The sequence below is a fragment of the Paenibacillus sp. NPDC057967 genome (assembly GCF_042887015.1).
GTDB lineage: Bacteria > Bacillota > Bacilli > Paenibacillales > Paenibacillaceae > Pristimantibacillus.
Map to the genome: position 1 here is coordinate 657,786 of NZ_JBHVQB010000001.1, position 24,610 is coordinate 682,395.

General features: G+C 52.0%; 29 protein-coding genes. 8 read left to right on the forward strand and 21 right to left on the reverse strand.

The window, feature by feature from the left end; translation table 11 throughout:
- Positions 1–38 precede the first annotated feature (38 nt).
- A complete protein-coding gene (locus ACFVSO_RS02715) occupies positions 39–1,970 on the reverse strand; it encodes an FAD-dependent oxidoreductase (protein WP_387469831.1) in 1,932 nt (643 codons plus the stop codon).
- Positions 1,971–2,072: 102 nt separating this feature from the next.
- Here ACFVSO_RS02715 and ACFVSO_RS02720 point away from each other — a divergent pair, with 102 nt between their 5' ends.
- The gene (locus ACFVSO_RS02720) at positions 2,073–3,269 is read left to right on the forward strand and encodes an acyltransferase (protein ID WP_387469833.1); all 1,197 of its coding nucleotides are present in this window, start codon (positions 2,073–2,075) and stop codon (positions 3,267–3,269) included.
- A gap of 73 nt (positions 3,270–3,342) precedes the next feature.
- Here ACFVSO_RS02720 and ACFVSO_RS02725 read toward each other — a convergent pair whose 3' ends face one another.
- From ACFVSO_RS02725 to ACFVSO_RS02735, 3 genes are all read right to left on the reverse strand, one after another.
- Entirely contained in the window at positions 3,343–3,471 is a 129-nt protein-coding gene (locus ACFVSO_RS02725; RefSeq protein ID WP_387469835.1) for a hypothetical protein, read from the reverse strand.
- A 111-nt stretch (positions 3,472–3,582) separates the two neighbouring features.
- Entirely contained in the window at positions 3,583–3,942 is a 360-nt protein-coding gene (locus ACFVSO_RS02730) for a Lin0512 family protein (RefSeq protein ID WP_387470539.1), read from the reverse strand.
- A 19-nt stretch (positions 3,943–3,961) separates the two neighbouring features.
- On the reverse strand, positions 3,962–4,726 hold the full coding sequence (locus ACFVSO_RS02735) for an SDR family NAD(P)-dependent oxidoreductase (RefSeq protein WP_387469837.1): 765 nt from the start codon (positions 4,724–4,726) through the stop codon (positions 3,962–3,964).
- A gap of 188 nt (positions 4,727–4,914) precedes the next feature.
- On the opposite strand from ACFVSO_RS02735, the gene ACFVSO_RS02740 reads away from it, so the two are divergent.
- Genes ACFVSO_RS02740 through ACFVSO_RS02750 form a run of 3 tightly spaced genes read left to right on the forward strand, consistent with a single transcriptional unit; the run spans position 4,915 to position 7,032 of the window.
- Positions 4,915–5,439, forward strand: a complete 525-nt coding sequence (locus ACFVSO_RS02740; protein ID WP_387469839.1) for a PadR family transcriptional regulator — start codon at positions 4,915–4,917, stop codon at positions 5,437–5,439.
- Entirely contained in the window at positions 5,439–6,206 is a 768-nt protein-coding gene (locus ACFVSO_RS02745) for a CPBP family intramembrane glutamic endopeptidase (protein ID WP_387469841.1), read from the forward strand. The genes ACFVSO_RS02740 and ACFVSO_RS02745 overlap by 1 nt, the downstream gene beginning before the upstream one ends.
- Before the next feature lie 52 nt (positions 6,207–6,258).
- The gene (locus tag ACFVSO_RS02750; protein WP_387469843.1) at positions 6,259–7,032 is read left to right on the forward strand and encodes a MerR family transcriptional regulator; all 774 of its coding nucleotides are present in this window, start codon (positions 6,259–6,261) and stop codon (positions 7,030–7,032) included.
- Positions 7,033–7,168: 136 nt separating this feature from the next.
- Here ACFVSO_RS02750 and ACFVSO_RS02755 read toward each other — a convergent pair whose 3' ends face one another.
- Positions 7,169–7,636: a hypothetical protein gene (locus tag ACFVSO_RS02755; RefSeq protein ID WP_387469845.1), complete on the reverse strand. Its 468-nt coding sequence runs from the start codon at positions 7,634–7,636 to the stop codon at positions 7,169–7,171.
- A 588-nt stretch (positions 7,637–8,224) separates the two neighbouring features.
- Here ACFVSO_RS02755 and tlp point away from each other — a divergent pair.
- On the forward strand, positions 8,225–8,440 hold the full coding sequence (gene tlp, locus ACFVSO_RS02760; protein WP_387469847.1) for a small acid-soluble spore protein Tlp: 216 nt from the start codon (positions 8,225–8,227) through the stop codon (positions 8,438–8,440).
- Between the two features lie 84 nt (positions 8,441–8,524).
- On the opposite strand, the gene ACFVSO_RS02765 is transcribed toward tlp, so the two are convergent.
- The 15 genes from ACFVSO_RS02765 to ACFVSO_RS02835 form a co-directional block, all read right to left on the reverse strand.
- Positions 8,525–9,079, reverse strand: a complete 555-nt coding sequence (locus ACFVSO_RS02765; RefSeq protein WP_387469849.1) for an NADPH-dependent FMN reductase — start codon at positions 9,077–9,079, stop codon at positions 8,525–8,527.
- A 58-nt stretch (positions 9,080–9,137) separates the two neighbouring features.
- Positions 9,138–9,587 carry a MarR family winged helix-turn-helix transcriptional regulator gene (locus tag ACFVSO_RS02770; RefSeq protein WP_387469851.1) on the reverse strand — a complete coding sequence of 150 codons (450 nt, stop codon included), beginning with the start codon at positions 9,585–9,587 and terminating at the stop codon, positions 9,138–9,140.
- A gap of 92 nt (positions 9,588–9,679) precedes the next feature.
- Positions 9,680–10,102 (reverse strand): hypothetical protein, encoded by a 423-nt coding sequence (locus ACFVSO_RS02775; protein ID WP_387469853.1) that lies wholly within the window; start codon positions 10,100–10,102, stop codon positions 9,680–9,682.
- Positions 10,103–10,158: 56 nt separating this feature from the next.
- Entirely contained in the window at positions 10,159–11,229 is a 1,071-nt protein-coding gene (locus tag ACFVSO_RS02780; RefSeq protein ID WP_387469855.1) for a hypothetical protein, read from the reverse strand.
- A 12-nt stretch (positions 11,230–11,241) separates the two neighbouring features.
- Positions 11,242–12,648: an ABC transporter permease gene (locus tag ACFVSO_RS02785; RefSeq protein ID WP_387469857.1), complete on the reverse strand. Its 1,407-nt coding sequence runs from the start codon at positions 12,646–12,648 to the stop codon at positions 11,242–11,244.
- On the reverse strand, positions 12,645–13,382 hold the full coding sequence (locus ACFVSO_RS02790) for an ABC transporter ATP-binding protein (protein WP_387469859.1): 738 nt from the start codon (positions 13,380–13,382) through the stop codon (positions 12,645–12,647). Before ACFVSO_RS02790 ends, ACFVSO_RS02785 begins: the two co-directional genes overlap by 4 nt.
- 103 nt (positions 13,383–13,485) lie before the next feature.
- Positions 13,486–15,159, reverse strand: coding sequence for an alkaline phosphatase (locus ACFVSO_RS02795; RefSeq protein ID WP_387470541.1), 1,674 nt, complete (start codon positions 15,157–15,159; stop codon positions 13,486–13,488).
- A gap of 258 nt (positions 15,160–15,417) precedes the next feature.
- Entirely contained in the window at positions 15,418–15,576 is a 159-nt protein-coding gene (locus ACFVSO_RS02800) for a hypothetical protein (RefSeq protein ID WP_387469861.1), read from the reverse strand.
- A gap of 113 nt (positions 15,577–15,689) precedes the next feature.
- Positions 15,690–15,812, reverse strand: coding sequence for a hypothetical protein (locus ACFVSO_RS02805; protein ID WP_387469863.1), 123 nt, complete (start codon positions 15,810–15,812; stop codon positions 15,690–15,692).
- 210 nt (positions 15,813–16,022) lie between these two features.
- A complete protein-coding gene (locus ACFVSO_RS02810; RefSeq protein WP_387469865.1) occupies positions 16,023–16,367 on the reverse strand; it encodes a hypothetical protein in 345 nt (114 codons plus the stop codon).
- A 72-nt stretch (positions 16,368–16,439) separates the two neighbouring features.
- Entirely contained in the window at positions 16,440–17,108 is a 669-nt protein-coding gene (locus tag ACFVSO_RS02815; RefSeq protein ID WP_387469867.1) for an HD domain-containing protein, read from the reverse strand.
- Positions 17,089–18,384 (reverse strand): MFS transporter, encoded by a 1,296-nt coding sequence (locus tag ACFVSO_RS02820; protein ID WP_387469869.1) that lies wholly within the window; start codon positions 18,382–18,384, stop codon positions 17,089–17,091. Before ACFVSO_RS02820 ends, ACFVSO_RS02815 begins: the two co-directional genes overlap by 20 nt.
- A gap of 138 nt (positions 18,385–18,522) precedes the next feature.
- Complete coding sequence (locus ACFVSO_RS02825; protein ID WP_387469871.1) at positions 18,523–19,296, reverse strand: class I SAM-dependent methyltransferase; 774 nt, start codon at positions 19,294–19,296, stop codon at positions 18,523–18,525.
- 100 nt (positions 19,297–19,396) lie between these two features.
- Positions 19,397–20,389 carry an acetylxylan esterase gene (locus tag ACFVSO_RS02830; protein WP_387469873.1) on the reverse strand — a complete coding sequence of 331 codons (993 nt, stop codon included), beginning with the start codon at positions 20,387–20,389 and terminating at the stop codon, positions 19,397–19,399.
- A 98-nt stretch (positions 20,390–20,487) separates the two neighbouring features.
- Positions 20,488–21,195 (reverse strand): helix-turn-helix domain-containing protein, encoded by a 708-nt coding sequence (locus ACFVSO_RS02835; protein ID WP_387469875.1) that lies wholly within the window; start codon positions 21,193–21,195, stop codon positions 20,488–20,490.
- A 261-nt stretch (positions 21,196–21,456) separates the two neighbouring features.
- Here ACFVSO_RS02835 and mgsA point away from each other — a divergent pair, with 261 nt between their 5' ends.
- The 3 genes from mgsA to ACFVSO_RS02850 all read left to right on the forward strand — a co-directional run bounded on the left by mgsA (position 21,457) and on the right by ACFVSO_RS02850 (position 23,849).
- Positions 21,457–21,891, forward strand: a complete 435-nt coding sequence (gene mgsA, locus ACFVSO_RS02840; RefSeq protein ID WP_387469877.1) for a methylglyoxal synthase — start codon at positions 21,457–21,459, stop codon at positions 21,889–21,891.
- 151 nt (positions 21,892–22,042) lie between these two features.
- Positions 22,043–22,654 carry a TetR/AcrR family transcriptional regulator gene (locus tag ACFVSO_RS02845; protein ID WP_387469879.1) on the forward strand — a complete coding sequence of 204 codons (612 nt, stop codon included), beginning with the start codon at positions 22,043–22,045 and terminating at the stop codon, positions 22,652–22,654.
- On the forward strand, positions 22,644–23,849 hold the full coding sequence (locus tag ACFVSO_RS02850; RefSeq protein ID WP_387469881.1) for an Acg family FMN-binding oxidoreductase: 1,206 nt from the start codon (positions 22,644–22,646) through the stop codon (positions 23,847–23,849). The genes ACFVSO_RS02845 and ACFVSO_RS02850 overlap by 11 nt, the downstream gene beginning before the upstream one ends.
- A 95-nt stretch (positions 23,850–23,944) precedes the next feature.
- On the opposite strand, the gene ACFVSO_RS02855 is transcribed toward ACFVSO_RS02850, so the two are convergent.
- On the reverse strand, positions 23,945–24,610 hold the full coding sequence (locus ACFVSO_RS02855) for a GntR family transcriptional regulator (protein WP_387469883.1): 666 nt from the start codon (positions 24,608–24,610) through the stop codon (positions 23,945–23,947).

A 24,610-nucleotide genomic window follows, 5' to 3' on the forward strand; every position in this document is an offset into this window, starting at 1 on the left:
TAAAAAGCCTTGGACCAACTAGGCCCAAGGCTCTTCTCTTATTCATATATGACTCCGACATAATGCTGCACAAGATCACGTACGAGTGAGAATGTCTCCCCATTCGTCAGCTTATTGGGGTCGGCAATCGATTCAATCGTCTCCGACGCCAGCCAATCCCGCCTCTTCAATTCATCCAGCGCGGATTCGCGACTTGCTTCTACACCCGCCGTAACGGCAGCCGCGTAGGCCAGCTGATCCAAGGTGAGCGGAAGCTGGCTCGGCTCCTCCAGTCCCTCTAACGCTGCATACGGATTGCCCTTGAAGAAATCCGGATGAACCGTCTTCACCATCATCATGCTATTCGAGAAATGTCCGGCCATCGCCCCGGCGTCAAGCTGGAACGCTTCGTTAAAGTCGCCGCCGAATGTGAGTAGCATGCTAACCGCCGCGAGCAATCCCTTGTAGTGCTTATGCTTCATATAGTCGGGCTCCTTGAAGCTCGTATGAGTAAGGTCCATCCCCTGCTCGGTCAGCCGACCACGCAGCTCAGCGATCGCTTCCTCGGACTTCGACAGCTCGCGGAAGGTCATGCCTCTCTCCGCCGCCAGCTTCACTGCAGCGCCTGCTGCTTGACCGGTTGCCATGCCTAGCGGAATAACGCGTGCGCTGCCATGCGGGATGCTGTCGAAGCTGGCTGCGCGTCCTACAACGAGCAATTGGTCCACCTCCAGCGGGACCAGCGAGCGGAACGGAACGCCGTACTGCTTGGGCGCTACGATAATGGCTCCCCTGTCGACAGAGTTAATCCGCTGAATGTCCACTTTATAAGAGCCGTAGGCTATAGCGTCCCAGAAATCCCGATTGTCGACCACATCAACGGCAGTCAGCCGGTATTCTCCCTGCATATGCCGCGTCTCCCGAACGTACAGCTCCGGCGCTGTACCGGCAAACTCGATGTTCTCCAGCTGCTTGTACGTCTTGCGGAGATACTCCGTAATAAGCGGCGCTTCCTTGCTGCCGATCTCCAGCGCTTCTTGTACAGATGCAGGGTCGAGCGGATCGATATCAAAAATATGCATCGCATTGATGAGCACTGTCTCATCGTTCTCCCTGCCGACGTTAAGCGCCCGGATGCCTACGCGATCCGGATTGGACGAGACGTAATCCCGTGCCGCCTTGAAGCCCCATGCGCTCATCTTGTCGATGCCCGTGCCGTCGCCGATCGTGGCGAAGGAATCCCATACTTCCTGCGTAACCCCGCTCAGCCGGAAGACGAGCGTAACAGCCATCTGATCTTCCGGTCTGCCGACATCGGCTCGCCCGATCGTATAAGGCACGCCCGCCGCAGCCGCAATATCTCCATCCTGCGTCGCATCAATCACGGCCGCAGCTCCAATCTGCTTGGCGTCTCCCTCTTCAGTGACGATATTTAGGCCGGTTACCCGCTTCGCCTCTCCGGAATCGAGCACGATCGGCTCCATAGAGCGAACCTTCATCAGCAGATCGATATTCGGCTCCGCCAAGATCATCCGATAGAAGACATTGGCTGCCGTATGCGTATCGAACGAGGTGCCCTCGATCTGGTCATACCACTCCTGGAAGATGCCCTTGTTCAGAAAATGATGTTTGTCAGAGAGCTTCGATTGCTCCGGCGAGTAATTCAGATCAAGCGAATTGAGCCAGCCGATCGTCATGAGCCCGCCCAGTATATCCCGATCGCGTCCGTCTGCAAGCAGAACGGACAGGCCGCTACGCGCAGCAGATAATGCTGCTACAATCCCCTCCGGGTCGGTGCCCGCCACAATGACATCGTAATCAGGCTGAAGCTCCCCCGCCGACTCCACCTTAATCAGCGCTTGCCTGGGATTGGAATTACTCGTATCGGTCTTCTTCTGGTATAGCATCCACCCCGCCGCCCCTGCTGCCGCCAGCAGGCAGAGGAGAAGCACAGCGACAGACACTGTCACTTTCTTGTTTCTTCTCAGCATAAAGCCTCCTTCTATATTATCCCTTGACTAAAGTTGACTTTTCATCCAATAATGGGTCTAGGTTAATCTGGGAAATCTACTAATCGATTAGGAGAATCCGTTATGGAACGTGCGATCGTTGCTCAGTTGAAAGGAAGCCGATTATCCGAAATCGACCTCGTGCGCGCCATTGCGATTATCGGCGTGCTTGCCGTTCACGCCACTTCCTTCTCCACCGTCGAGATGCTCGCCTACCCGAATAGCTATCCCGTCTATAACTTCATCAATATATTTCTGAAATTCGGTACGCCCGTCTTTATCTTCCTCAGCAGCTTCGTGCTGTTTCTGAACTACTACCATCGCCCCTTATCCAAGGAAACGATTCTCCTCTTTTACAAAAAGAGATGGATTCACATCATTATACCATATCTTGTATTTTCGACAATCTACTACCTATTAGTCTACTTTACCCGAGCTCCTGCTGATCTTCCTGCCAGCTTTTTGCTGGATTTTGCGCACAAGCTCGTAACGGGAACCGCGTATTCCCATCTCTATTTTGTGTTTATCAGCATTCAATTCTATCTGCTCTTTCCGATTGCGTTATGGTTGCTTCAGAAATGGCCTAGGTTACTGCCGTGGATCATTCCGTTCGGTCTGCTTCTGCAATGGCTCTTCTTCGGCTTGAACGAGCGGATACCTATTCCAAGCGTAGGCAGTTGGGCCTTTTCTTATATCAGCTTCTATCTGCTGGGAGCCTATTGGGGTATTCGCTATCCAGCGATTAAGCAGTGGAGCGTCGACAACCAAGGCCGCATCTCGCCTATGCGCCGATGGGTGATCGCTGCCTTCGGTCTCGTATGGCTACTCACCGGACTGTGGCATGCCAGCGTATGGTTCGATCTTCGAATGGCTGTGATCGTCCGGCCGCTCTATGTATACACCTTGCTGTGGAATGTCTATACGATCTTGTCCGCTCTTCTGTTCCTGTGGGCTGCCGCCAAGCTGTTCAATCGGTTCAACCCGGACCGCATCTGGCTGGCCAGGCTGAGGGAGCTTGGCTCGTTGTCATTCGGCATTTATTTGATCCACCCGCTCATTCTTGCGGCTTACCGCATGCTTCGCCCGGACGGCGCATCAGAGACAAGCCTGCATCTCTGGTATGGGGGCGGGTTCCTTCTGGCGCTGCTTGGCTCATGGGCAGCAGTATGGTTCGCGCATCGGTATCTGCCTGCAGTGTCCGGTCTCTTCTTCGGCAAAAACGAGCTGCGAACGCTGCGAGACGAAGGTATAAAGACAAATGCCACCTCCACCAGTACATAGCCTGATTCAAAGCAGCAAATAAAAGCCGGTCCGCATCATCAAAGGCGGACCGGCTTGCTTATAGCTGCTTTATTTATAGTAAAACGCCTTCTGCGCCTTGCTGCTGTTCCTGTGCGAACTGGGTATTGTTGCGACCGGTAAAGACAATGCTTAACAGGCAGCCCAATACGATGGCAAAACTTCTTACGATGCGCTTGTCCATGTTGTCATCTCCTTTGTCCTTGGCCTATGAGTCTATCTTATAGGAAGATGAAGATGACAACCATTGATCTAGCTTTCAGTTGCATGACAATATTGTAAGACTGCTTGAGCGCTAGTACCCTACCTCTACAGAGGCAATGACGACATAAGCCAGATCATTGGCATCTTGCTTGTCTGGAAGCACAATGCCGCTTGTCGTCAGCATGCCTCCATCTACCACTTCGAACGTAACCAGGCCATAGGGTAGCTTCTCCTTTATTGCTTCAAGGTCCAGCTTATCCTTATCGGCAGGCACAGCCAGACGAACATTCACTTTCATCCGGTTCAAGTCCCCGTCAGGCAAGACGGTGCGAATGCCCGGCATGGAATTATGATGGATTGCATTCTGCACGGCTCGAATCGCCGCTTTGGTCACATTTTGCCCATGCAGATCAATGCCCATTCCGATCTCAACAAACATAAGTTGCTCCATTGCCATTGTTGTTCTCCTCCTATTGCGATGTCCAGCCGCCGTCTACCAGCAGCAATGTTCCTGTTACCAAGTCTGCGGCAGGTGAGGCAAGATAAACAACCGCGCCAGCCACATCATCAATCGATCCGATGCGCCCAGCCGGAATGCGGGAGAGCACATTCGCACGGAAGTCCGGGGTATCGAGCCTCTCTGCTGTTCCCGGCGTATAGATGAACGTCGGCCCAACCGCGTTAATATTGACACCCCGGCTCGACCATTCCAGTGCCAGCACCTTGGTTAATTGATTCACGCCGCCCTTCGACGCGCAATAAGCCACACCTTCCGGAATACCGACGATACTAACCTGGGAGCTGACGTTGACGATCTTGCCATAGCCTTGCTCCAGCATATATTTTCCCGCCGCCTGACAGCAGAAGAAGACGCCCTTCAGATTAACGTCGAGCATAGCGTCCCAATATTCCTCCGTCACATCCTCTGCCAGCATTCCTTCGCCAAGCCCTGCGTTGTTGACCAAAATATCAATGCGTCCGAAGTCGGCCGCAATCTCTCCGAATACCTCTTTGATTTGAGCCACATTGCGCACATCCAGCGCATAAGCCGCCGCTTCCCCTCCGGCTTCCTTGATCTCATCCATTAATGATGCCAGATCCTCTTTCTTGCGCGCTGTCGCCGCCACCTTTGCTCCGGCAGCCGCCAGCGCTTGCGCCAGCCCGTAACCGATTCCTTTGCTCGCCCCCGTCACAATGGCGATTTTGCCTTCAATACTGAAATTTGGCCCCTTCATCTCACCGCTCCTTTGCCCTCAATTCACCATAGTTTTGTATGTGGTCCCGCTACAGCACATTTTACCATACCCCTCATTCCGTAAGGGCGTTCTTTCCATTTTTCAAATTTGTGATTGACATCCTTTAACATAAGAATTATATTTAATATATCAAATTGATATATCATCACGATATATGGAGGACTTTTATGGTTGAACAAGTGATCCTTGGCATGTTAATGGAAGGCAAGATGAGCGGCTACGATATTAAGAAAACGACAGAGCAAACCGTCGGACTCTACTTTACTATCAGCTACGGAAGCTTATATCCCGCCCTGAAGCGGCTTGTCGAAGGCGGCATGGTGACCGAGGAAGAAACGAACAACAGCAAAAACAAAAAGCTGTACGAATTAACGGAGGCTGGGCGGCAGAGCTTCCTTAGCTGGCTGCGGGAGCCCCTGCAATCGAACCGGCGCGAATATTTGGTGAAGATTTTTTTCTATGATTATTTGGATCAGGATATGCGGGTGCGGAATCTTGGACTATTCATGCATGAACAAACTGCGGTGCTGTCGCGCATTGAAGCCGTCGAGCGGATCGTCGCACAGGAGCTGACCCAAATACCGAACAAAGACGATTATTATTACCGCATGTCCGTCATGCACTACGGCCTGCAATTTTACCGTATGGAGCTGGATTGGCTCAAGCAACTTATCGAAAAGAGGGAATTCTGATGCAACTGACCAGTACGGAAACACCTATCGCAAAAAGACCTTATCTCATTCTGCTATGGATCGAGCTGGCTCTCATTATCTTTGTCGCAGGCGGCAGCGCTTATGTGTCCATTGCCGAGCTTACGCATCCGGCCGCACCTTTCCTTGGATTTATCCCGCTCGCCCTGTTCCTGCTGTTCTTTCTCATTCGCAAGAATCGCGCCCGGACCTATTACCTGACCGGGATATCCGCAATCAAAGGAAGGCAGTGGCTCGATTACGCGCCCCTTTTGCTTATCCTGATTGTGCTGCTCATTTCCAATAACGGCTTTGCGGCAGCGCCAGCTTCAACCTTCGTCTACCTTCTGCTTACCCAACTTCTGCTCGTGGGATTCGTGGAGGAAACGTTGTTCCGCGGCATTCTGATGCGGGTGTTCGCGCATAAGGGCATTATGTACGCCGTCATCATCTCCAGTGTATTCTTCGGCATTACGCATGCGCTGCAAGCGCTTGGCGGCCAGTCGCTGGAGGATACGCTGCTCCAAATCGTATACGCATTTGGCATCGGCTTCATGCTGGCGCTGCTCGTCGCGAAGCATAGAGCGGTGCTGCTGACGATTCTCTTTCATGGCTTGCATAATTTTATTAACATGACGGGAAACGAACCAAGCACGCATCTGTATGACTATATCGTGCTGGCGATTATCGCCGTTTATTGCTTATGGCTGCTTCGTTCCGTACGCAAGACTCGCCCCGCAAACCAAAGGGTTGCGCCTTCCGTTACGTGAGGAGATAAGATGGGTTCATACCACAATCCCGATAAAGGAAAGGCGGATGAACATGACCAAGGAGTCCAAGCCCTACACGGTGGGAGAGTTTGCGAAGCTGACAGGCCTATCGATTCGGACACTTCACTATTACGACGAGATCGGGCTTCTGAAAGCCTGCAAAGACCCGCATAGCGGACATCGGCATTATGGAGATGACGATATTGTCATACTGCAAAAAATCGTAACGATGAAATTTCTGGGCTACAGTCTGGAGGATATCCAAACCCTGCTCCGGCATCCCCGCTTCGACACCAGCTTGCTGGACTCATTCTTCGCGCAGAAGGAAGCGCTGGAGGCCCAGCGCAAGCGGATCGATGCTGCAATCAAAGCCATTACCAGGGCAACGACCTTGCTCGAGGACAAAAAGGAAGTCGACAGCCCTATTATGATCAGTATCATTCAAAGCATTCAGACTGAAAATGAGCAGCGTGAATGGCTGGAGCAATTTCTGGAGCCTGGTATGGTCAACGGACTATTCGATAGACCTCTCGAGGAGCAGGAGCAGCTCGACAAACAATATGTGGACATTGTTCATGAAGTCAGACGCCTCTTCGGCCGGCCGGTCGACGATGCGGAGGTTCAGGCCCTCATGCAAGAACAGCTGAACACCAGCTTGAATTATGTTGGCACCGATAACGTCCAGGATCTGACGGTGCTATCGGAGATTAATGAGGATCAGCTGAAGGTGCTGGAAGCGATGATGCCCTCGCCGTTCACTCCTGAGGAAGATCAATGGCTGCAGCAGGCGATGGACTATTTTATGAGGAAAAACGGGATGGTCTAAGGTACCGATTCACTGCACCTGAATGTGTATAAAAGCATAACCGTATCGGGTTCTATATTAAAACCCGCGATTCGCTTAACCGAATCGCGGGTTTGTTCGTTATTTCTATATCGTTGGCCTGTTCACTCCGTTTAGATCATTCTCTGAACAAATAATAATTCGAGAATTGGATGCCCCGCAGGATCGGATAGCCTTCCGAAATCTCGGCTTTCATCGGGTCGATATCCTTTATCTCCCTGGTGATGTAGTTCAGGAAGCTCGGAATGGTCACATGCCTGATGCCGTTGCCGAAATCAATCGTAGATTTGGCGGTGCCGACAATCGCAATTTGTTCCACCGTTGACACTTCCGTATGGAGATAAAGATTATATTTTTCAATCGGGATCGCAAACTTCCGGGTAAATCTCTCCACGCGTATCGCATTGGAATCGGCATCCATGGAAGCCTCTATGTGAATCAGCTTATTGGATTTATAATCAAACGCGACCACGTCCATCTCCCCGCCATATCCTCCGTTTGGACGCTTATCATATTTAATATTGCTTCTGACGAAATATCCCGAATACGAATACCATTCATACGCAAGCTGCTCCAAAAAATTCATGGTTAGTTGCTCCCCTGTTTATTGAATGATGACGCCTCATTCGAACGACTTCTATTCCCGAAGGTCTTCTTGGCAATCCTAGCAAACTGATCAATCCATAGTAATGCAATTCCAGCGTGACCCTTGGTATCGTTACCATACACATCAAGCAACGGCCTGTTTATTTTGAGGAAAATGGACCCCTTGCCCCTATGTCATAAAATCCCTCTTCTTCTATGTTCGTAATGATACACCCAAATTCCTCTAAATATATAATCGGCTAAACGAACCGAAAATAAAAACAAACCTCTCCGTGTGGTCTGGTCAGGTTCGTTATGAGTGATTGCAAATATTATTGCTGCAAAATGATGCACAGCATCCCTGTAGAAATAGAACCTAATAATTACAATTTTACCATTTTAAAAGAAGTTAGGCAGCTATACTTTTGTACAGGTAGGATGTATGACCGAAAAGGATTCAAGCAAATAGATCCAGAATCTCTTGCCCGTGCGTATGGCATCAGACTAAATTTCAGCCCATCTACGTATAAGAGCAGCGTTTGCAGTTCATTCTAAAGGAGGATTTTGAAACGAATGGGAGGAATTGAACATGGCAAAACCGGACAATCGCTCTGATAATGCAGAGCATCTGCAGCAGCATATCGACAACACAGAGCAAAACGTGCAGGAAACCAACCAGTACTTGGCTGAGCACGCTGAAGAGATTTCGACTGTAGAGAAACAAAACTTGCAGGAGAAAAATGAGCGCCGCCAAAACAGCATCCAGGCTTTCGCTTCCGAACAGCAAGACGAGCAAGGACAGTAGAACGGTTTGAAGCGGTCAAAAAAATCCCCCGCCCACTCTACACAATCCTGTGCGAGTGGGCGGGGGATTTGCTTACCCATGTTATTAGTTGAAGCCTTTCGAATGGCGGTTGTGCCACTTGATGAAGTTGTTCACAACTTGATCAAGGAACGCGATCGTCGGCTCATGTGTCAGTTCGCCTTGAGCGTTGAATTTCTCATGAGCTGCGCCTACGTACACTTCGTTGCCAGGCAGCAGCGGCGAGTTCACGCCAGGAGCGAACAGGATGTCGCGCAGATGCATTTGCGCCTTTACCGTACCTAGTTGACCCATCGATGCGCCTGCGATCATGGATGGCTTGCCAACTAGCACTTTCTCTCCTCTGGACAGCCAATCGATCATGTTATGAAGAACGCCGGAGATCGAGCCGTTGTATTCAGGCGTTACCCATAACACGGCATCCGCTTGTTTCACTTTATCGATAACCGATTGAGCGCCTGTCGGCGGCACTGCTTCGATATCCTGGTTGTACATTTCAACTTCGTTCAGCGTTACAATTTCAATATCCAGACGGCCTGCGTAGCGTTTTTGCATATGACGCGCCAGGTTCAGGTTGTACGATTCTTTGCGCACGCTACCGATAATTGCTGCTACTTTCATCTTGTTTCCCTCCAAAATAGTTTATCTAGTTGATACATCAACCAAAGGGGTCAGACTGCTAGCCTTGCGGCATCTGAGAGGCAAATTGCACATTCTCGCGAAGCTTCGTAAGCAAGCGAATAAGCTCTTCTTGCTCTTCATTCGTGAAACCCCGTTCGAACAGCTCCCTCGTCGTTTTCGTGATCATATCGATATAACCGCTAAGCGAGCGGCCTTCATCTGTCAAATATACTTTCGTGCATCGACGGTCATTCGGACAGCCTTGCCTCTTGATAAAGCCCTTCTTCTCCAGACTGGCCAGCATACGGGTCATGCCGGACTTGTCTTTGCGAAGCTGGTCCGCAATCTCGATCTGTGTCAAGCCCTCTTGCTTCAGCAGGAGCGCCATCACCAGATGCTGTTCGGGCGCCAGCTGATATTGGCCCAGCCGATGCTTCAAGTAATTCGTAATTTCAAGGTCTATCGTATGAATGATCACGCCGACATGCTCCGTCCCTTGCTCGTTCATCGCATACCGCCTCATTTAGTTGATATATCAATTATCTTTCGCCAGTATGCCAGATTTCATGACTCCCTGTCAACTTTTCGGACCTTCTTATTTCAACCAATCCTGCTAAATGTTCGCAAAGCGGGCGGCTGTGCAGCTCGCTGGCGCACTCCGGCTGAGCGTGTGCAGCCCGGCGAGAGCTGCAAGCCGAATTTTTCGGCTTGCAGCTTGTTCGCGCGGCTCGGCGGCTGCTCTAAGCCGAGTTTCTCGGCTTGCAGCTTGCTCGCGCGGCTCAGCAGGCGCTCCAAGCCGACTTTCTCGGCTTGCAGCATGTGCGCGTGGCTCGGCAGGCGCTCTAAGCCGACTTTCTCGGCTTGCAGCTTGCTCGCGCGGCTCGGCAGGCGCTCCAAGCCGAGTTTCTCGGCTTGCAGCATGTGCGCGTGGCTCGGCAGGCGCTCTAAGCCGAGTTTCTCGGCTTGCAGCATGCTCGCGCGGCTCGGCAGGCGCTCCAAGCCGACTTCCTCGGCTTGCAGCATGTGCGCGTGGCTCGGAGGGCGCTCCAAGCCGAGTTTCTCGGCTTGCAGCTCGCTCCCTACTCCTTAATCTCTTCGAACTTGGCATCATATAGGCGGAACATCGTTTTGTAGCCGGACTCGTCGACTTTGACGCCGACATCCAAACGGCCCGTCAGCTTGAGCGGCTTGTTCGTGTAACGCAGCTTGGAGCCATCTTTGACGAATACGATCATAATCTTGTTCCAATACGTCTCATCCCCGTTATCGAACGGACACTCCGCGCCTGGCTCCGGTATGAGCAGGAACCAATTCTGGTCGAAGGAAAGCACCTCGCCCATAAAGCCTTTAATTTGAACCGTCTTCCGGTCATCAGCCAAATCCCAGAACCGGTCAGAAGGCGTCGTCTGCTCCTCATTATCGAAAAATTCATTCCATCCAATTTGCGGATATTTGCCGGAAGAGCCTCCCGCAGACGTTGGCTTTTTGCCTGCACCTGCATCCGATTTCCCGTCTGCTCCAGACTTGGCCGGTTGCTCCTGATTCGAACCATTCGAAGAAGCCGAGCTACCTTGCCCGCTTGCCCCTTTGCCATTTGAACCATCCGATGCAACAGTTGTCCCTTGATTCGTCTTTTGACCAACTGATGTCGTACCTTTATTATCCGAAGCCCCGCTCGGGAGCTCCGGCTTGCCCGAATCCGGCTGTGCTCCAGTCTGAACATTCGCACCCGCTCCAGCAGACTTCCCGCTGTTACTCGTACCCTCATTCTTTTCACCAACTTTAGTCCCTGTCTGACTGCTTCCCGTTCCCGTACTATCGTCATCTAGAAGAGTCGCAGTCGTTTCATTTGTTTTCCCCTCATTCTTGACTTGCTCTTTGGCTTCTGTTTGCTGATTTCCGCCAGAAGCCGCCGTCTGAGTATTTTCAATAGAGTTGGACGCTTGACGATCTTCGCTGCTCCTGCCATCCTTTTCACCGATAACCGAATTTTCTCTAACAGCATCTCCACCAACCTCAGCAACTACAGCATCACCGAAGGAGCCTGTATTACCAGTCACAGTCTTGGCCGCTCCGCAGCCGCTAAGCATGACCATTGCAGCCAGTAATCCGATACTGGCACGAACAACACGCCTACGATAACTAATCATCCCATTCCCTCCTTAGTTTCTGAATAGAGTAAGCGCATCTGTCCGGTACACACGGAATGCCGGTCCGATGGATGCAGCGATACCCAGCAGCAAAGCGGCTGCAATCAATTGCCATTCACTCGTTGCCATCTGCAGCGGTTGCAATTGAACCCCCGTCTGCGTAAACAAGTAATCGCCCAGCCACAAGGCTGCCAGCCGGCTTACTAAAAAGCCCAGCACAATACCCGCCGCCGTGAGTGCTACACCTTCCCCAATCAGACAAGAAAGAATATAAGCTCTCGATTTACCGATTAATCGAAGCAAGCCCACATCGCGCTTGCGCTCTTGAATAGAAGACATCAGTGCCAATAACAGCGTCGAAGCTGCTAACAGAGCGCAAATCAACATAACGATCATCAAAAGCTGCGAGCCGCTATCCACCACATTCAGCACATCGGCAACTGCCTTGCTGGAATAAACCGCCTGAACGTTGTCAAGAGCGTCATATTGGAGCTTCAGTGTCTGTGCGCTCATCAGCGATTCCGGCTTAATCATGATCGCCGTAATTTCACGCTGAGCTTCATTCGTCTCATGAACAGCCCAGGCATAATCCATGGTCGTGAAGATTGCCCGGTCATCCGCCGTATTCAACTTGGGCAATATGCCGACCACGGTATAAACAAAGCTTGCATGCGCATCCCCATGATGGTCCGAACCAGCGGCAGACTCTTCATGCCCTTCACTGGCGTGTTCAGCCTCGGAATGTTCGGTCTCTGCATGCGCATCCCCATGACTATCCGAGCCAGCGGCAAAATCCCCATTTCCTTCATTGGCATGATCAGCCTCCGAATGTAGGGCTTCCGCATACTCTTCCTCCGCATGATGCTCATCAACGGATTCCTCATATCCGTCCTCATCAAGGTCGCTCAGATCCACATGGGCGACCAGTCCATGCGCCCCGCTGAATGTGTCTCCGACCTTCAGATTCAGCGCCTTGGCTACAGCAGCCCCGACTGTCACTTCTCCAAGGTCGCCGTACAACTTCCCGGTAGCCAAGCTGCGATCCTCGTAGCGCGTCAGAAAATAAGCGGGATCTATGCCCACAATCGGGAATCCATTATGGCTGTCGCCAGTGGTCATACCGAATGCGGCATCAGCTTCCCCGCTCTCGCGAATTTCCTCCAACAACCGATGCGGGATGTTGCCCGTAGGGGCGCCCACCCGGTAGAAGGTGTTCAAGACGAGTTGAGACTCGCTTCCGTCCGCGCCAATAACCAGCTCGAACGGCCCGTACCCTTTTTTCGCTCCTTGCTCGACGCCGTCCTTGCTCATTAGCAACAGCGAAAACAGGGCTACCGTCACGGTTACCGCAATAACGGTCAATACCGTCAGAAATCCCCGATGCTTCACGTTGCTCCATACATACATCCATCCGCTCACACCCGCACCCCCTCGGCTCCAACGACGGAACGTCCCGTCGACAGAGGAGGCTGCTGAATACCGCCCAAACATTTATTGATGCTCGCAAAATCGAGCCTCGTCTTGAACAGCTCCGCCAAATGGCGGTCATGCGTCACCGTCACAAGCGTAGAGCCACTCTCCGCGCATACATCCAATAGAAGCCCCATAATGTCAGCAGCCGTCTCCCAATCCAAGCTTCCCGTTGGTTCATCCGCCAATATAAGCGGGGGGCGGTTAATCATCGCCCGGATAATGGCCACCCGCTGTTGCTGGCCTCTAGACAGCTTAGAAGGCAGCTGGTTCATCCGCTCTCGGAGCCCTACCCGCTCGAACCATCCCTCCAGCAGTGTCATCCGCTCCGCTTTTCCCATCGAACGAGGCAGCACCAATTCGACGTTCTGCCTCACCGTCAGCGATGGCACCAAATAAAAGTCTTGAAATACATAGCCGACCATTCCGGCCCGATATGCATCCCGCTCCGACTCCTTCATCCCGCTTACGACATGCCCGCCAACCTCAAGAATCCCTTTGTCCATAGACAGCACGCCGCCTAACAAGTGGAGGAACGTACTTTTTCCACTGCCGCTTGGACCCAGCAATGCAATCGCATCACCGCTTTGAGCGCCCCACTCTTCAATATCAATAATGAGCTGTGCGCCTTGCTGGTGAGGGAATGACTTCTGCAAGCCCTTTACCTTAATCATGTCCGCCATGCCCGAACCTCCCTGACCTCACCTTGCTTATTCATCCCAAACAGCAAACAGGAGAGCAACGCTCCCCTGTTTGCGATCTCATTCCTTCAAGCGAAGCGAATGCTTATTTCACGATTCTTTCGGATAAGACGTCCCAGGTCATCTTTTGGCCAGTCAGTGTGTTGAAAGCTTCAAGCGGCAGGTACAGCTTGCCGTTGTCCACGTCGCTCGCCAGATTGGAGGCAGCACCGTTAACGGTTACTTGCTTGCTGTCCAGATTAACCGCAATCGTATTGCCGTTATGCGTAATCGATGCCGTACGGTTCGACTCATTCCATACCACTTTCGCTCCAAGTGTCTCAGCAAGCGCTTTGGCCGGGTACAGCACTTGGCCGTCTCTTGTAACTTTGAATTTCGGGTACAGGTACTTGGCTTGCAGCTTAGCCGTTGCATCAGCCAGGTCTACACCGATGACTTCAGCGGAAGCCGTTGCGATGCGCGTATTGTCGATTTGGCCTTTCACCAGATCAGCGATTGGTCCGTACGCCCATACGCCTACATCGACTGCGGAGTGGCCATGGCCGCTCCATCCAATCAGCAATCTTTTGCTAATAACCGCATTGTAGCCGCCTTCCTGTGCATAGGAAGAACCATCGCCTGCCAGAATGTATGCCGCTTCTTCATCCGACAAGTCCTTAATCCATGTGTTGGCATGTACAATTGTCTTCACTTCTTCAATCGTTTTGGCTTCTTTCAGCTTGCCTGCGATGAATTCAGACGAATTAATTTGCTGATCCCACAGGTCCAGATTCAATTCGTAAATGTTGTCGCGGGACAGGGACAAGCCGCCAGTCTCATGGTCAGCCGTAATGACAACGGATGTGTTGCCGTCCTTCTTCGCGAAATCCAGCGCAACCTTTACGGCTGCGTCGAAATCAAGCACCTCTTGAACTGTCGTCGGGAAGTCATTCGCATGGGAAGCATGGTCGATGCGCCCGCCTTCGATCATGACCGCAAAGCCTTTCTCTTCTTTCGAAAGAATGCTCAGCGCCTTGTTCGTCATATCCGCTAGCGTTGGCACCGCATCCGTACGGTCAGGCACGTAGGAGACATGGGAGCCGCCGAATAATCCAAGCACTTTGCCATTGTCAGCGCCCAGCCCGTTAAGGCCTGCTTTATCCGTCACATAGTCGTAGCCCTTCGATTCGAAGTCCGCGATAATGCTTTTGTCGGAGCGTTTGCCCTTCTCATCCTTGCTCAGGAAGAAAGAGCTGCCGCCGCCCAGAAGCACGTCTACGCCGCTCTCCAAATATTGCGAAGCGATTGCCACTTCATTGTCGCGGCTTCTGACATGTGATGCATATACAGCTGGTGTAGCATGCGTAATACGCGCCGTAGTGACGAGGCCAGTCGCTTTGCCCGACAGCTCAGCCGCTTCGAGGACAGATGCGAATGGAACAGCTACATCTTCATTAGAAATACTAATTGCCGCGTTATATGTCTTGTTGCCTGTTGCAAAGGCCGTACCTGCGGAAGCGGAATCCGTTACGACGCCCGATACGATTGTGCCGCCGTCTTCGCCGCGGTCTGCATACGTCGTCGCTTGTCCGACGTAGATGCTGTCCAGCGTCAGGTGATCGATACCTTTGTTGTACATAAGATAATTGCGTGCCGCACTCACTTGCGCAGGACCCATGCCATCGCCGATGAGCACAATCAAATTCTTCGATGGGGAGGCTTTGACGGGAGTCACATCTTCAGCGGATACCGCCGATGCGGATAATACGGATAATGCCATACAGCCTGCGAGAATAGCGCGTACTGCTTTTTTCTTCAACACAATCTCCTCCAAATCGAATACAAAATGTCTAGCAGAATTAGTTCCAATTATGAGAGGAGAATATAAACGGCATATTATGCAGGCGTTAAGAAATAGTAAAGGGTTGCACGGGCTGCAGCCTAATGGCGGACATCACAAAAAAACATACGGTCCTTAAGCAGGGGGGCTTAAGGACCGCATGTTTATGAGGGGGGTTTGGAGAACGTATAGTTAATGTTATACTGCGTAATACCAGTTCGTATCGAGGCCGGTCACGGGACAGTACGGAAACTTATCCCCTTCCTTGAGCGCAGTGCGGCGGCCTGCTTCGCAAATATAGTCGCCTTCTTGCTGAACATATTCACCTGTTCGGTATGCCGTATCTGTTTGACTCATGGACATGCACCTCTTTCGTTTTAGTTGGCAAGCCGCCGCCGGTTCCGAAGGTCCTGCAACGACTTGCTTGATCTTCCTTAACCCTATTCCGCCAGTTTGAAACAGCGAACCCATTATTTTTTAGATCGAGAAAATGATTGGAGCGCGTGACCGATCTTCTGGCGTGCCGTTTTGTTCTTCAGCAAATAAGTCGCACCCATACCGATTGCCGCAAACAGCCATTTTTTGCCCTTCATCGTCATGACCTCCTTTTCCTTTGTTAGCCATGAATACCCCGAAGTTGGATGGGCTAATCAGCCAGCCTCCTGTAATTCCTGCGCAGGCCCTTCGAATACGCCAGCGGCCGACCCACGACAAAGAGACCGCCCGGCGCTTCCCGCCAAACGGTCTCTTCCAACTAATAGGTAACAATAGCCTAACAAGGATAGGCTTTGTGAGTCCTTAACTTATAGCGGAATCCGGTATTCCGAATTCAGTTCAATAATATGCTCGCCTTCATTGTACACCCAGCTGAAGTGGAAGGCATTGCCTTCATAGCGGGTCCGCGTTCGTATATCCGGTACGATTGTGGAGTCCATATGGCTTATAATGATCTCTTCCATCTCCCGCAGCTTCCGCATCGTATCGGCCGCAAGCGCCTCGGCTACATCCTCTGGCTGCGAATGAAGGAAGTAGCGAAGTGCGATCTCCTCATACGATAATCCATCCTCCAGCACATAACCGGACTTGTTCAACACTTCCTTGACCGTATTGATCCAGTCGGTGACCAAATCCATCGTAATTTCGTACATGATGTATACCCCTATTCCCATAATCGTTGCTTTGTTTACCCTATCATAACCGAACAAGGGCATGCAACAAAGCTAGAGAAGTCCGTCCCACTCCGCATGAAATTGGGCGACATACTGCTCCATGTAGCGATGCCTCTCCTCGGCAATCGCCTTGGCGGATGGCGTATTGATCCGATCCTTGAGCTTCAGCAGCTTCTCATAAAAGTGATTGATCGCCGTACTGCCTTCGTTGCGGTACTGCTCCTTTGTGATCGAATCACGCGGCTTAATGCCCGGATCATAGATGGGATCGCCAATCTTGCCCGCATACAGGAAACACCTTGCAATCGCAATCGCCCCGATCGCATCCAGCCGGTCCGCATCCTGTACCACCTGGCCCTCCAAGGTGCGCATCGGCGGGTTCAGCCCCGCATTATATGACATCGTCGAGATAATCTCGATTACATGCCTGCGATCCTCCGCTGCAACAGGTTGGCTCTCCAGCCAGTCCTGCACCCGGCGCAGTCCGCTTTCCTTCGAATCGTTCAGCTTCTCATCCGCCACATCATGCAGCAACGCGGCAAGCAGCGCTACGAACCGATCCGCACCTTCCGCATCGGCAAGCCGCTCCGTCATCTTCGACACGCGGTGGATATGCCACCAGTCATGCCCTGTATCATCCTTCTCATGAAATGCTTTGGCAAAGGCCACAGCCGCCGCAATGAGGTCGTCTTGCTGCGCTTTATCCGTGATGGCCGACATCCTCGTCACCTCTTAATCGAACAAAATAAGATAAGATATAGGATACCAAAAGCAGCAGCAATGGCACAACTGAGATCAATACGCGGAATGTCGTCTCAGGATCATTACCCGGGTTTTCCCCGCTCTCATAACCGAATATCATGCCCACAATGAGGAAAGCGAGCGCAGAGATCAGGCCACTGGAGCGCGTAATAAAGCCGCTGACTGCCGTGTAGACGCCCTCGCGCCTGCGCCCTGTCTCCGCGAAGTCGCGGTCGATGATCAAGCTATTGACGACAGGCGGCGTGACAAGGAAGCCCGCCAGTCCGAAGCCGACGATAATGCCGGCTAGAATGCCGCCCAGCAGTGTGCTGCCGAACCAGAGCGGAATGACCGACACCGCATAGGCCAGCAGCGACAAGCGCCATGCCTTGACAGGGTCCAATCTTTTAATAATCCAGAACCAGACAACAACAAGCGGAATAACCGACACGAAGATGGACGCAAGCAGAAACGTAACCATATTCTCATCCACACGAAGCACATACTTCGCGTAGAACGGAATCATGGAGCTTAGCAAGCCGTTGACCGTCTGGGCGAATGAATTGGAGATATTGAAAATCCAGAACGGCTTATTCGTCAGCGTGGCGGCAAATGATTCCTTCAATCCCATCTTCGGTGTATCGCGATAGGCTGTATCCTCCTGTGTGAAGCGCATACATAGAATCATAAACACAACAAACATCAAGCCGAAGATGATCGACATGTTTCCAAAGCCAAGCGCGTTGAACAGAATCGGCGCAACAGCAGAACCAATCAAAATAGCCACGATCTGATAACCCTGCTGAATAGCGGATGCCTTCTTGCGAATCGTATCCCCGCGGAACAACTCCGGGAATAAAGCGCCGTAATTAACCCATAGAATCGTCGCAATCGCCTCATAGAACAGAAGGGCAATAAGGAACCAGGTGAACAGCCCCATCTGACTCATGCCGTCCGGTGCGCTGAATACAAACACAAAGGCAATCATAAACAAAGGTATCGCCGCATAAATCCAAGGTTTTCTGCGCCCGTACCTGCTGTTCGTCCGGTCCGAGAAGTAGCCGGCCAGCGGCTGATTCACTGCATCCCAGATCATGAAGATTGTTCTGGCGAGCGTAGCCAGAGCAAGGCCCAGCCCAAGCTTATCTACATAATAATAGCTGTAAAACGTGCTGAACGCATGACTGGGAATCATCATCGCCAGCATGCCGAACGCATACATCCACGGCGAATTGATCGCCTTTCCTTGTCCCATACCGCTTCACCCGTCCCGTGAGAGATTGACATTACTTCCTTCAGCATACTTGTATTGCTACATCCTGGCAATAAAAAAATCGACATGCCAAGCTCGTCTTATGAAGAAGAATGTCATCTGCTCATAGGCCTCAATCCCCTACTTCCACGCACGGAAAATCATAAACGTACCGTCATGGCCCAGCGGCCTGCGGTCATAGCCGCCATATACCGCAATATCCTTGAAACCAGCATCCTCCAGCATCGCTTGAAACTCGTGGCGATAATACCAGCGAAGACGCGTCTCGGAGAAATACGTCTCTGCAAGAGCGCTGTTCTCGTATACTTCGTAACGATTCCACTGCACTTGCACCTGTTCGTTGAATTGAATCTCCGAAGCTTGGTTCAACAGAATGGCGGCACCGTCTTCCCGTTCGCCAACACGTCTGACCGACCATTCCTTCTTGGAGACGGAGAGCTGCTCCCTCGGAATGAACAGCGGAATAATGAGCTGACCACCAGTTTCCAGATGTACATGCATCAGCTTCAACGCGCGCTTGGCCTCTTGCCTTGCCGTCACAAGCATAAATGACGCCAGAGGGATGAATATGGTGCGATAGACATCCGCCAAATCCATACGTTCCATGAACTGATCATGCAAGACGGGGGACAAGCCAAGCTTCTCTCCTTTGGCCAAGCAATGCTCGCGCATCCGGGGCGAAGGCTCCATACCGTGAATTTCGTAACCTTTCTTCAAGTATGGCAACAGCAGCCTGCCCGTACCGCATCCGATCTCCAGCGCAAGCCCCGGCGCCTCCCGCATGCAAGCTTCATAGAATGCCGTATCTTCGAAGCTCTCTCCCGGGAACCATATATCATAGGTATCCGCAACGATTCCTTCATAGGAAGTGCGATCCAGCTTTTCGATCATCATTACCGCCCCTCTTCCGATCATCATTACTCATCCATCATAACCAATGAATGAAAACGGAGGAGTGGCCAGTTTAATTTAACTCATTTTTTACCAGCGGCCATCAATGGAACCAGTCCCCGAACATTTCTGCCAGATAAGCCAGCTTCTTCTCCCTCTGCCTGGAGCCGCCGCCTTCATGCCCATTGAACGGATAGATGACAATCTCCTTGTCGCTCGTAATCCGGTTATAGGTGGCAAAGTACATCCGTGCCGGACAAGTCTCGTCCTTGAGCGCAACGGATGCGAGTACGGGACAACTGATTTTATCGGCCATGTTCATCGTGTCAAAATAGCTCAGGTTATCCATCACAACATTCGTCTGCTCCGGATGCTTCTTCAAATAGTCGGCTATGCTGGCGAACGCCCCGTGATTGCCCTCTACGCGGGCTGTCAGGTTGCTGTTGCTCGGCACATCGACCATCGCAAGCTTGGGCCGGCTGTCCAGCGCCGCTACAGCCATGCCCAGCGCGCCGCCCTGGCTCCCGCCTTCCACTACGATACGCTCCGGATCAAGCTCCGGCTGCACGCAGGCAAAGTCAATTGCCTTCAAGCAATCCATATAAGCGCTGCGGTAATAATACTCCCGCTTGTCATATATCCCCTTGCTTGCGACATTGCTCATGAAGCCGTGAGAATAATGGGCGTGATTGCCCGTCCCGCCACCTTGATCACGGCAATCGATGGATAGCACAGCCATCCCCAACATCAGCCAATGCATGAAATCGGAGGGTTCACCCCGGTTATGGGAGAAGCCATGATAATGAATCAGGCACGGCAGCCGTTCTCCAGAATCTCTACGCGGCAGCAACAGCCAGCCCTTGATGCGAGTATCATCCATTCCCTTGTAGGCGATGTCGTATACCTTCACTCCCCTAATGGGATAGGCCAGCTCCGCTCTTTCCAGTTGCAACGGAACCTGCCGCGCCTCTTCCAGCGTCTCTTGCCAGAACGAATCAAAATCATCCCGCTTCGTCAGCGGCGGACGATAATCGTACAGCTCTCTTGTGACTTCTTCCATATAACCCACCTTGTCATCCCCCCAGCCAGCTTTCAACTAATAGTCTCATCCTAGCACGTATAACTAAAAAAGGCTCCCCCGGCAATCGGAGGGCCCAAGCGGCGCTTCTATTCTGCTTCTATATAGCGGCCCTCTCAGAAGTAAGCTCGTCTGGCCGCAATACTGACAGCTTCCGTACTGGACTGCGCGCCCAGCTTCTCAAAGATCACTTTCTTATGGTGATTCACCGTCGATTCCTTTATCTTCAGCTTATGCGCAATAGACTTTACGGTCTGTCCCTCCGAGATAAGTCTGAGCACATGAATTTGCCGATCGGTCAATACCGGCTTATTCATCTCGTTCTCAATATCGGGAATGCTGCGCATATGCATGGAGATCAGCTTGGCAATCGCAATGAGCTCGCTCTTCAGCTCTTCATCGACGGTAGAGACGTCCAGATAGCCGAGCAGCACGTCGCCCGCCATCATCGGCATCGCGTAGCAATGCCACTTTTGGAAGAAGGGGCTTTCATGCTCCTCTGGCTTCAAGTAGACGGAGCTGCGCCGCTCCATCGCCTCGGAGATGGCATTGACGCCGCAATTTTCCCTGGTGAACACAAGACCTAGCTTTATCGGAGTCTGCTCAACCAGATCCTTCATCTCCGCGCTGTTATCCATGGCCAGCAATTCGCCTTTATCATCGGTTAATAGAAATAAATATTCACCGCTCAAGTGCTCCTTCACCACTTGAATCGATTCCAAAAACGTGCTCGTCCATACATTCATTCGTTCATTCCCCAACCTCCACGAACGCCGGGCCTCATCCGATGTATCGGCTGCCGCTTCCCGCGCATTCCATATCATGAAACGCTCGTCCTTCCTAGTCTAGCCTATCTTTTAACCGCTTTCAATATCTGGAAGCGGTTAGCGATCGTCAATTTTCCGGCGGCGTAGCAGCCTATTGATCCTGATTGGAAAGGCATAATCATTTCAATGTCAGAATATCTAACACAATTGAAAAATAACACTTCATTTTTCGAATATTATGTTATATTATATAACATATACGTTACAGAACGGAGCGGTCGATCGACACGACTCCATGCCAAGAGGGAGCGGTGCTTCATGAAGATTGCCTTAATCGCGCATGATTCCAAGAAAAACGAGATGGTCAACTTTGTTATCGCCTACAAGCATATTTTCGAAAAGCATGACATCTACGCCACCGGCACGACGGGCTTGCGCATCATGATGGAAAGCAATGTTGCCGTTAACCGGCTGAAGTCCGGCCCGCTTGGAGGCGATCAGCAGATAGGCTCTATGGTCGCATCCAACGAAATCGATCTGGTCATCTTCCTCCGCGATCCTCTTGTCGCCCAGCCGCATGAACCTGATATTATCGCGCTTCTGCGCCTGTGCGATGTGCAATGCATTCCCCTTGCTACCAACATCGCAACAGCCGAGCTGCTCATCAAATCAATGGAGCGCGCAGACTTTGCATGGAGAGACGTCGTAAAACAGAAGTATAAGTGCGTAGCCGCTACCGGCACAGAAGGCTAACCACTCCCCCTCTATCCCCCTTTTAAAACAGCCTGCCGAATCGATCATCGATTCGGCAGGCTGCTTTTTGTTTGCCTGAGCTTGCATGGAAGCCCGAAATAGGATACACTATTTTTGAATTAGAGTAATTACTCTAAAATGGAGGTAACCCATGAGCCGCACAAAAGAACGAATCCTGCATATTGCGATCGGGTTGTTCAACACGGAAGGAACCGGACCCGTATCGACCAACCATATCGCCGATGCAGCCGGCATCAGCCCCGGCAATCTTTATTACCACTATCCCAATAAAGCGGCTATCATCCGCGCTATTATGGACGCTATGTATACCGATTGGAATGCCGTATGGGAGCTCCCTTCCGACCGCGAGCCCGGCCTTGCTGATCTGCAGAGCAAGCTGCATGACAATTTCGAGCTGCTCTGGCGTTATCGCTTCTTCTACCGGGAAGCTATCGCTCTGTTCCAGCAGGATGAGGAGCTGAAGAGCCGCCATATCGCCATGACGAAGCAGCGTTTCCTTGAGCAAGGCGACTTTGCCAAGCGCTTCATTGCCGCAGGCGTGCTCCATTCCTTTCGCGATGATGCCCATATCGAGCAGACGCTGACCGTCTGCTGGATGATCGCTATGAACTGGCTATCCTTCCTGGAGATGAATGGCGTGGAGATTAACGAGCAGCAATTTGCCAAAGGCGTCTCTCTCATCGAGACATTGCTGGCGCCTCATATGTCGCATGCTAAGGAGGATGATGAAAATGGATCCTAAAGAAACCACCGCCCAACCGCAAGTATCACGCCGTACCTTTCTCAAAGCTGCCTTGGCGGGTGCCGTCGTCGTCTCCGGCGGCACCGTATGGAAGGCAATCGATCAAGGCGTGTTCTCCGCAGGGAAAGGCCCTGCCTATGAAGCTTGGCGGGATTGGGATAGCGCCATGGAAGAGGCGCCTCATCCCATGCCCTTAATCAAGGCAGCCATTCTTGCCGCCAATGCGCATAATGCTCAGCCTTGGCTGTTCCGCATCACGGATGATGCCATCGATCTCTTTGCCGATGTGTCCAGAAACTTGGGCTCGATGGACCCTATGCTTCGTGAGATGGATATCAGCCTTGGCTGCGCTCTGGAGAATTTGACTCTGTCAGCACGCGCCAACGGCTATACACCTGAGGTAATACTGATGTCCGGTGAGCATGATCAAATTCATGTCGCCAGAATCGTATTAACGCCCGGAGAGAAGAGCATCTCCGATCTCTACCGGGCCATCCCGTCCAGACATACCGACCGTTCCGCCTTTCAGCAGAAAGCAGAGCTGCCTCCAAATTTGCTTACTTCCTTGCAAGGACTCATTCACCCGGATGAGAAGGTCACTCTTGCATGGCTGCAGGACGAGCCGCTGAGGTCAACGATGGGCGACATCATTATAAGCGCTACGGAGGCTATCATTTCGGATGCTGAACAGTCCAGAGACAGCCATCGCTGGTACCGCCATGACCGGGAAGTGCTTCATGCCATGAAGGATGGCACAACACTAGATGCAACCGGCAGCCCACCGCTCACACGGGCACTCGGCAAGCTGTTCCCGGTATCCGAATCTACATCCAATCAATATTGGCTCAAGTCGACAAGGGATACGCAGGTTCCGACTGCCGGCGCATTCGCATGCCTGCTCATCCCGAATCGGGATCGCAGCAGTCTGATTAAGGCCGGCCGCGTCTTTCAGCGCATGCACTTGTGGGCGGCTGCGAACGGATGGGCAATCCAGCCGATGAATCAGCCGAATGAACGAATAGACCGGGAGCAAGCCATGAACCTTGCACCCAGCTTCAGACAGGCTATGGAGAAGCTGATTCCGCTCCCGGGCTTGCATAACATCTTTACATTCCGCATCGGCTACCCGGCTAACGACCCCATGCCCAGCCCAAGACGTCCGGCTGAGGATGTGTTATGGAAAAGCTACATATAGCCCGCCTCACCCACAACGAAAAAGAACCCCGGCGTTGGATAGAAACGCCGGGATTCTTTATTCTGCTTGTATTCAAAAGTCCATTCGACACTGCCCTACATGACCGCATCCAGCTCATGCATCGGTCTGATCAGATTCCGCTTCATCCACTCGGACGCTCCATCCGAATCACGGCGCTCCAACGCTTCTATAATCTTCGTATGCTCCTCGACGGAAGCCAGCGTAGCCGCGATTGGCTGCTTTAAGAATACATACTTGAATCTGCGGATATGAATTTGCAGCGAGGCGCTGAATGATGCCACATAACTATTATCGCAAAGCTCAACAATGAGATTATGGAATTGCTCGTCCAATTCCATGGCGGGATAAGGCTGACCGGCTTCAATCGCCTGCGCGAACTCCGCATTCAGCGCCTTCAACTGCTCGATTTGCTCCTGCGTAACAAGCTGCGCCGCGCTTTCTGCTGCCAGCGCATGGAGCGCCGCAAGCGTCGGATACAGCTTTTGCAAATCCTCGCGTTCTATATTCGTAACTCTGGTCTCCTTGCCCGGTTGCAGCGTAACCAGCCCCTGCATCTCAAGGAGCTGAAAGGCTTCCCGAATCGGCGTCCGGCTGACCGCTAGAGATTCGGCAAGCTCGGCGTCAATCAGCTTCTCGCCGGGAAGCAGCGTTCCTTCTATAATCCAGCGCTGGATTTGGGCAAAAGCCCGCTCCTTGGCCGATAATCTGGCCGGTGTTGCAAAGTTTTTTGGTACTGGCAT

Bases quoted from the DNA above. Each gene is read 5' to 3' on its own strand.
- ACFVSO_RS02715 (WP_387469831.1), bottom strand. From the start codon at position 1,970: ATGCTGAGAAGAAACAAGAAAGTGACAGTGTCTGTCGCTGTGCTTCTC.
- ACFVSO_RS02720 (WP_387469833.1), top strand. From the start codon at position 2,073: ATGGAACGTGCGATCGTTGCTCAGTTGAAAGGAAGCCGATTATCCGAA.
- ACFVSO_RS02725 (WP_387469835.1), bottom strand. From the start codon at position 3,471: ATGGACAAGCGCATCGTAAGAAGTTTTGCCATCGTATTGGGCTGCCTG.
- ACFVSO_RS02730 (WP_387470539.1), bottom strand. From the start codon at position 3,942: ATGGAGCAACTTATGTTTGTTGAGATCGGAATGGGCATTGATCTGCAT.
- ACFVSO_RS02735 (WP_387469837.1), bottom strand. From the start codon at position 4,726: ATGAAGGGGCCAAATTTCAGTATTGAAGGCAAAATCGCCATTGTGACG.
- ACFVSO_RS02740 (WP_387469839.1), top strand. From the start codon at position 4,915: ATGGTTGAACAAGTGATCCTTGGCATGTTAATGGAAGGCAAGATGAGC.
- ACFVSO_RS02745 (WP_387469841.1), top strand. From the start codon at position 5,439: ATGCAACTGACCAGTACGGAAACACCTATCGCAAAAAGACCTTATCTC.
- ACFVSO_RS02750 (WP_387469843.1), top strand. From the start codon at position 6,259: ATGACCAAGGAGTCCAAGCCCTACACGGTGGGAGAGTTTGCGAAGCTG.
- ACFVSO_RS02755 (WP_387469845.1), bottom strand. From the start codon at position 7,636: ATGAATTTTTTGGAGCAGCTTGCGTATGAATGGTATTCGTATTCGGGA.
- tlp (WP_387469847.1), top strand. From the start codon at position 8,225: ATGGCAAAACCGGACAATCGCTCTGATAATGCAGAGCATCTGCAGCAG.
- ACFVSO_RS02765 (WP_387469849.1), bottom strand. From the start codon at position 9,079: ATGAAAGTAGCAGCAATTATCGGTAGCGTGCGCAAAGAATCGTACAAC.
- ACFVSO_RS02770 (WP_387469851.1), bottom strand. From the start codon at position 9,587: ATGAACGAGCAAGGGACGGAGCATGTCGGCGTGATCATTCATACGATA.
- ACFVSO_RS02775 (WP_387469853.1), bottom strand. From the start codon at position 10,102: ATGCTGCAAGCCGAGGAAGTCGGCTTGGAGCGCCTGCCGAGCCGCGCG.
- ACFVSO_RS02780 (WP_387469855.1), bottom strand. From the start codon at position 11,229: ATGATTAGTTATCGTAGGCGTGTTGTTCGTGCCAGTATCGGATTACTG.
- ACFVSO_RS02790 (WP_387469859.1), bottom strand. From the start codon at position 13,382: ATGGCGGACATGATTAAGGTAAAGGGCTTGCAGAAGTCATTCCCTCAC.
- ACFVSO_RS02795 (WP_387470541.1), bottom strand. From the start codon at position 15,159: ATGGCATTATCCGTATTATCCGCATCGGCGGTATCCGCTGAAGATGTG.
- ACFVSO_RS02800 (WP_387469861.1), bottom strand. From the start codon at position 15,576: ATGAGTCAAACAGATACGGCATACCGAACAGGTGAATATGTTCAGCAA.
- ACFVSO_RS02805 (WP_387469863.1), bottom strand. From the start codon at position 15,812: ATGAAGGGCAAAAAATGGCTGTTTGCGGCAATCGGTATGGGTGCGACT.
- ACFVSO_RS02810 (WP_387469865.1), bottom strand. From the start codon at position 16,367: ATGTACGAAATTACGATGGATTTGGTCACCGACTGGATCAATACGGTC.
- ACFVSO_RS02815 (WP_387469867.1), bottom strand. From the start codon at position 17,108: ATGTCGGCCATCACGGATAAAGCGCAGCAAGACGACCTCATTGCGGCG.
- ACFVSO_RS02820 (WP_387469869.1), bottom strand. From the start codon at position 18,384: ATGGGACAAGGAAAGGCGATCAATTCGCCGTGGATGTATGCGTTCGGC.
- ACFVSO_RS02825 (WP_387469871.1), bottom strand. From the start codon at position 19,296: ATGATGATCGAAAAGCTGGATCGCACTTCCTATGAAGGAATCGTTGCG.
- ACFVSO_RS02835 (WP_387469875.1), bottom strand. From the start codon at position 21,195: ATGATATGGAATGCGCGGGAAGCGGCAGCCGATACATCGGATGAGGCC.
- mgsA (WP_387469877.1), top strand. From the start codon at position 21,457: ATGAAGATTGCCTTAATCGCGCATGATTCCAAGAAAAACGAGATGGTC.
- ACFVSO_RS02845 (WP_387469879.1), top strand. From the start codon at position 22,043: ATGAGCCGCACAAAAGAACGAATCCTGCATATTGCGATCGGGTTGTTC.
- ACFVSO_RS02850 (WP_387469881.1), top strand. From the start codon at position 22,644: ATGGATCCTAAAGAAACCACCGCCCAACCGCAAGTATCACGCCGTACC.
- ACFVSO_RS02855 (WP_387469883.1), bottom strand. From the start codon at position 24,610: ATGCCAGTACCAAAAAACTTTGCAACACCGGCCAGATTATCGGCCAAG.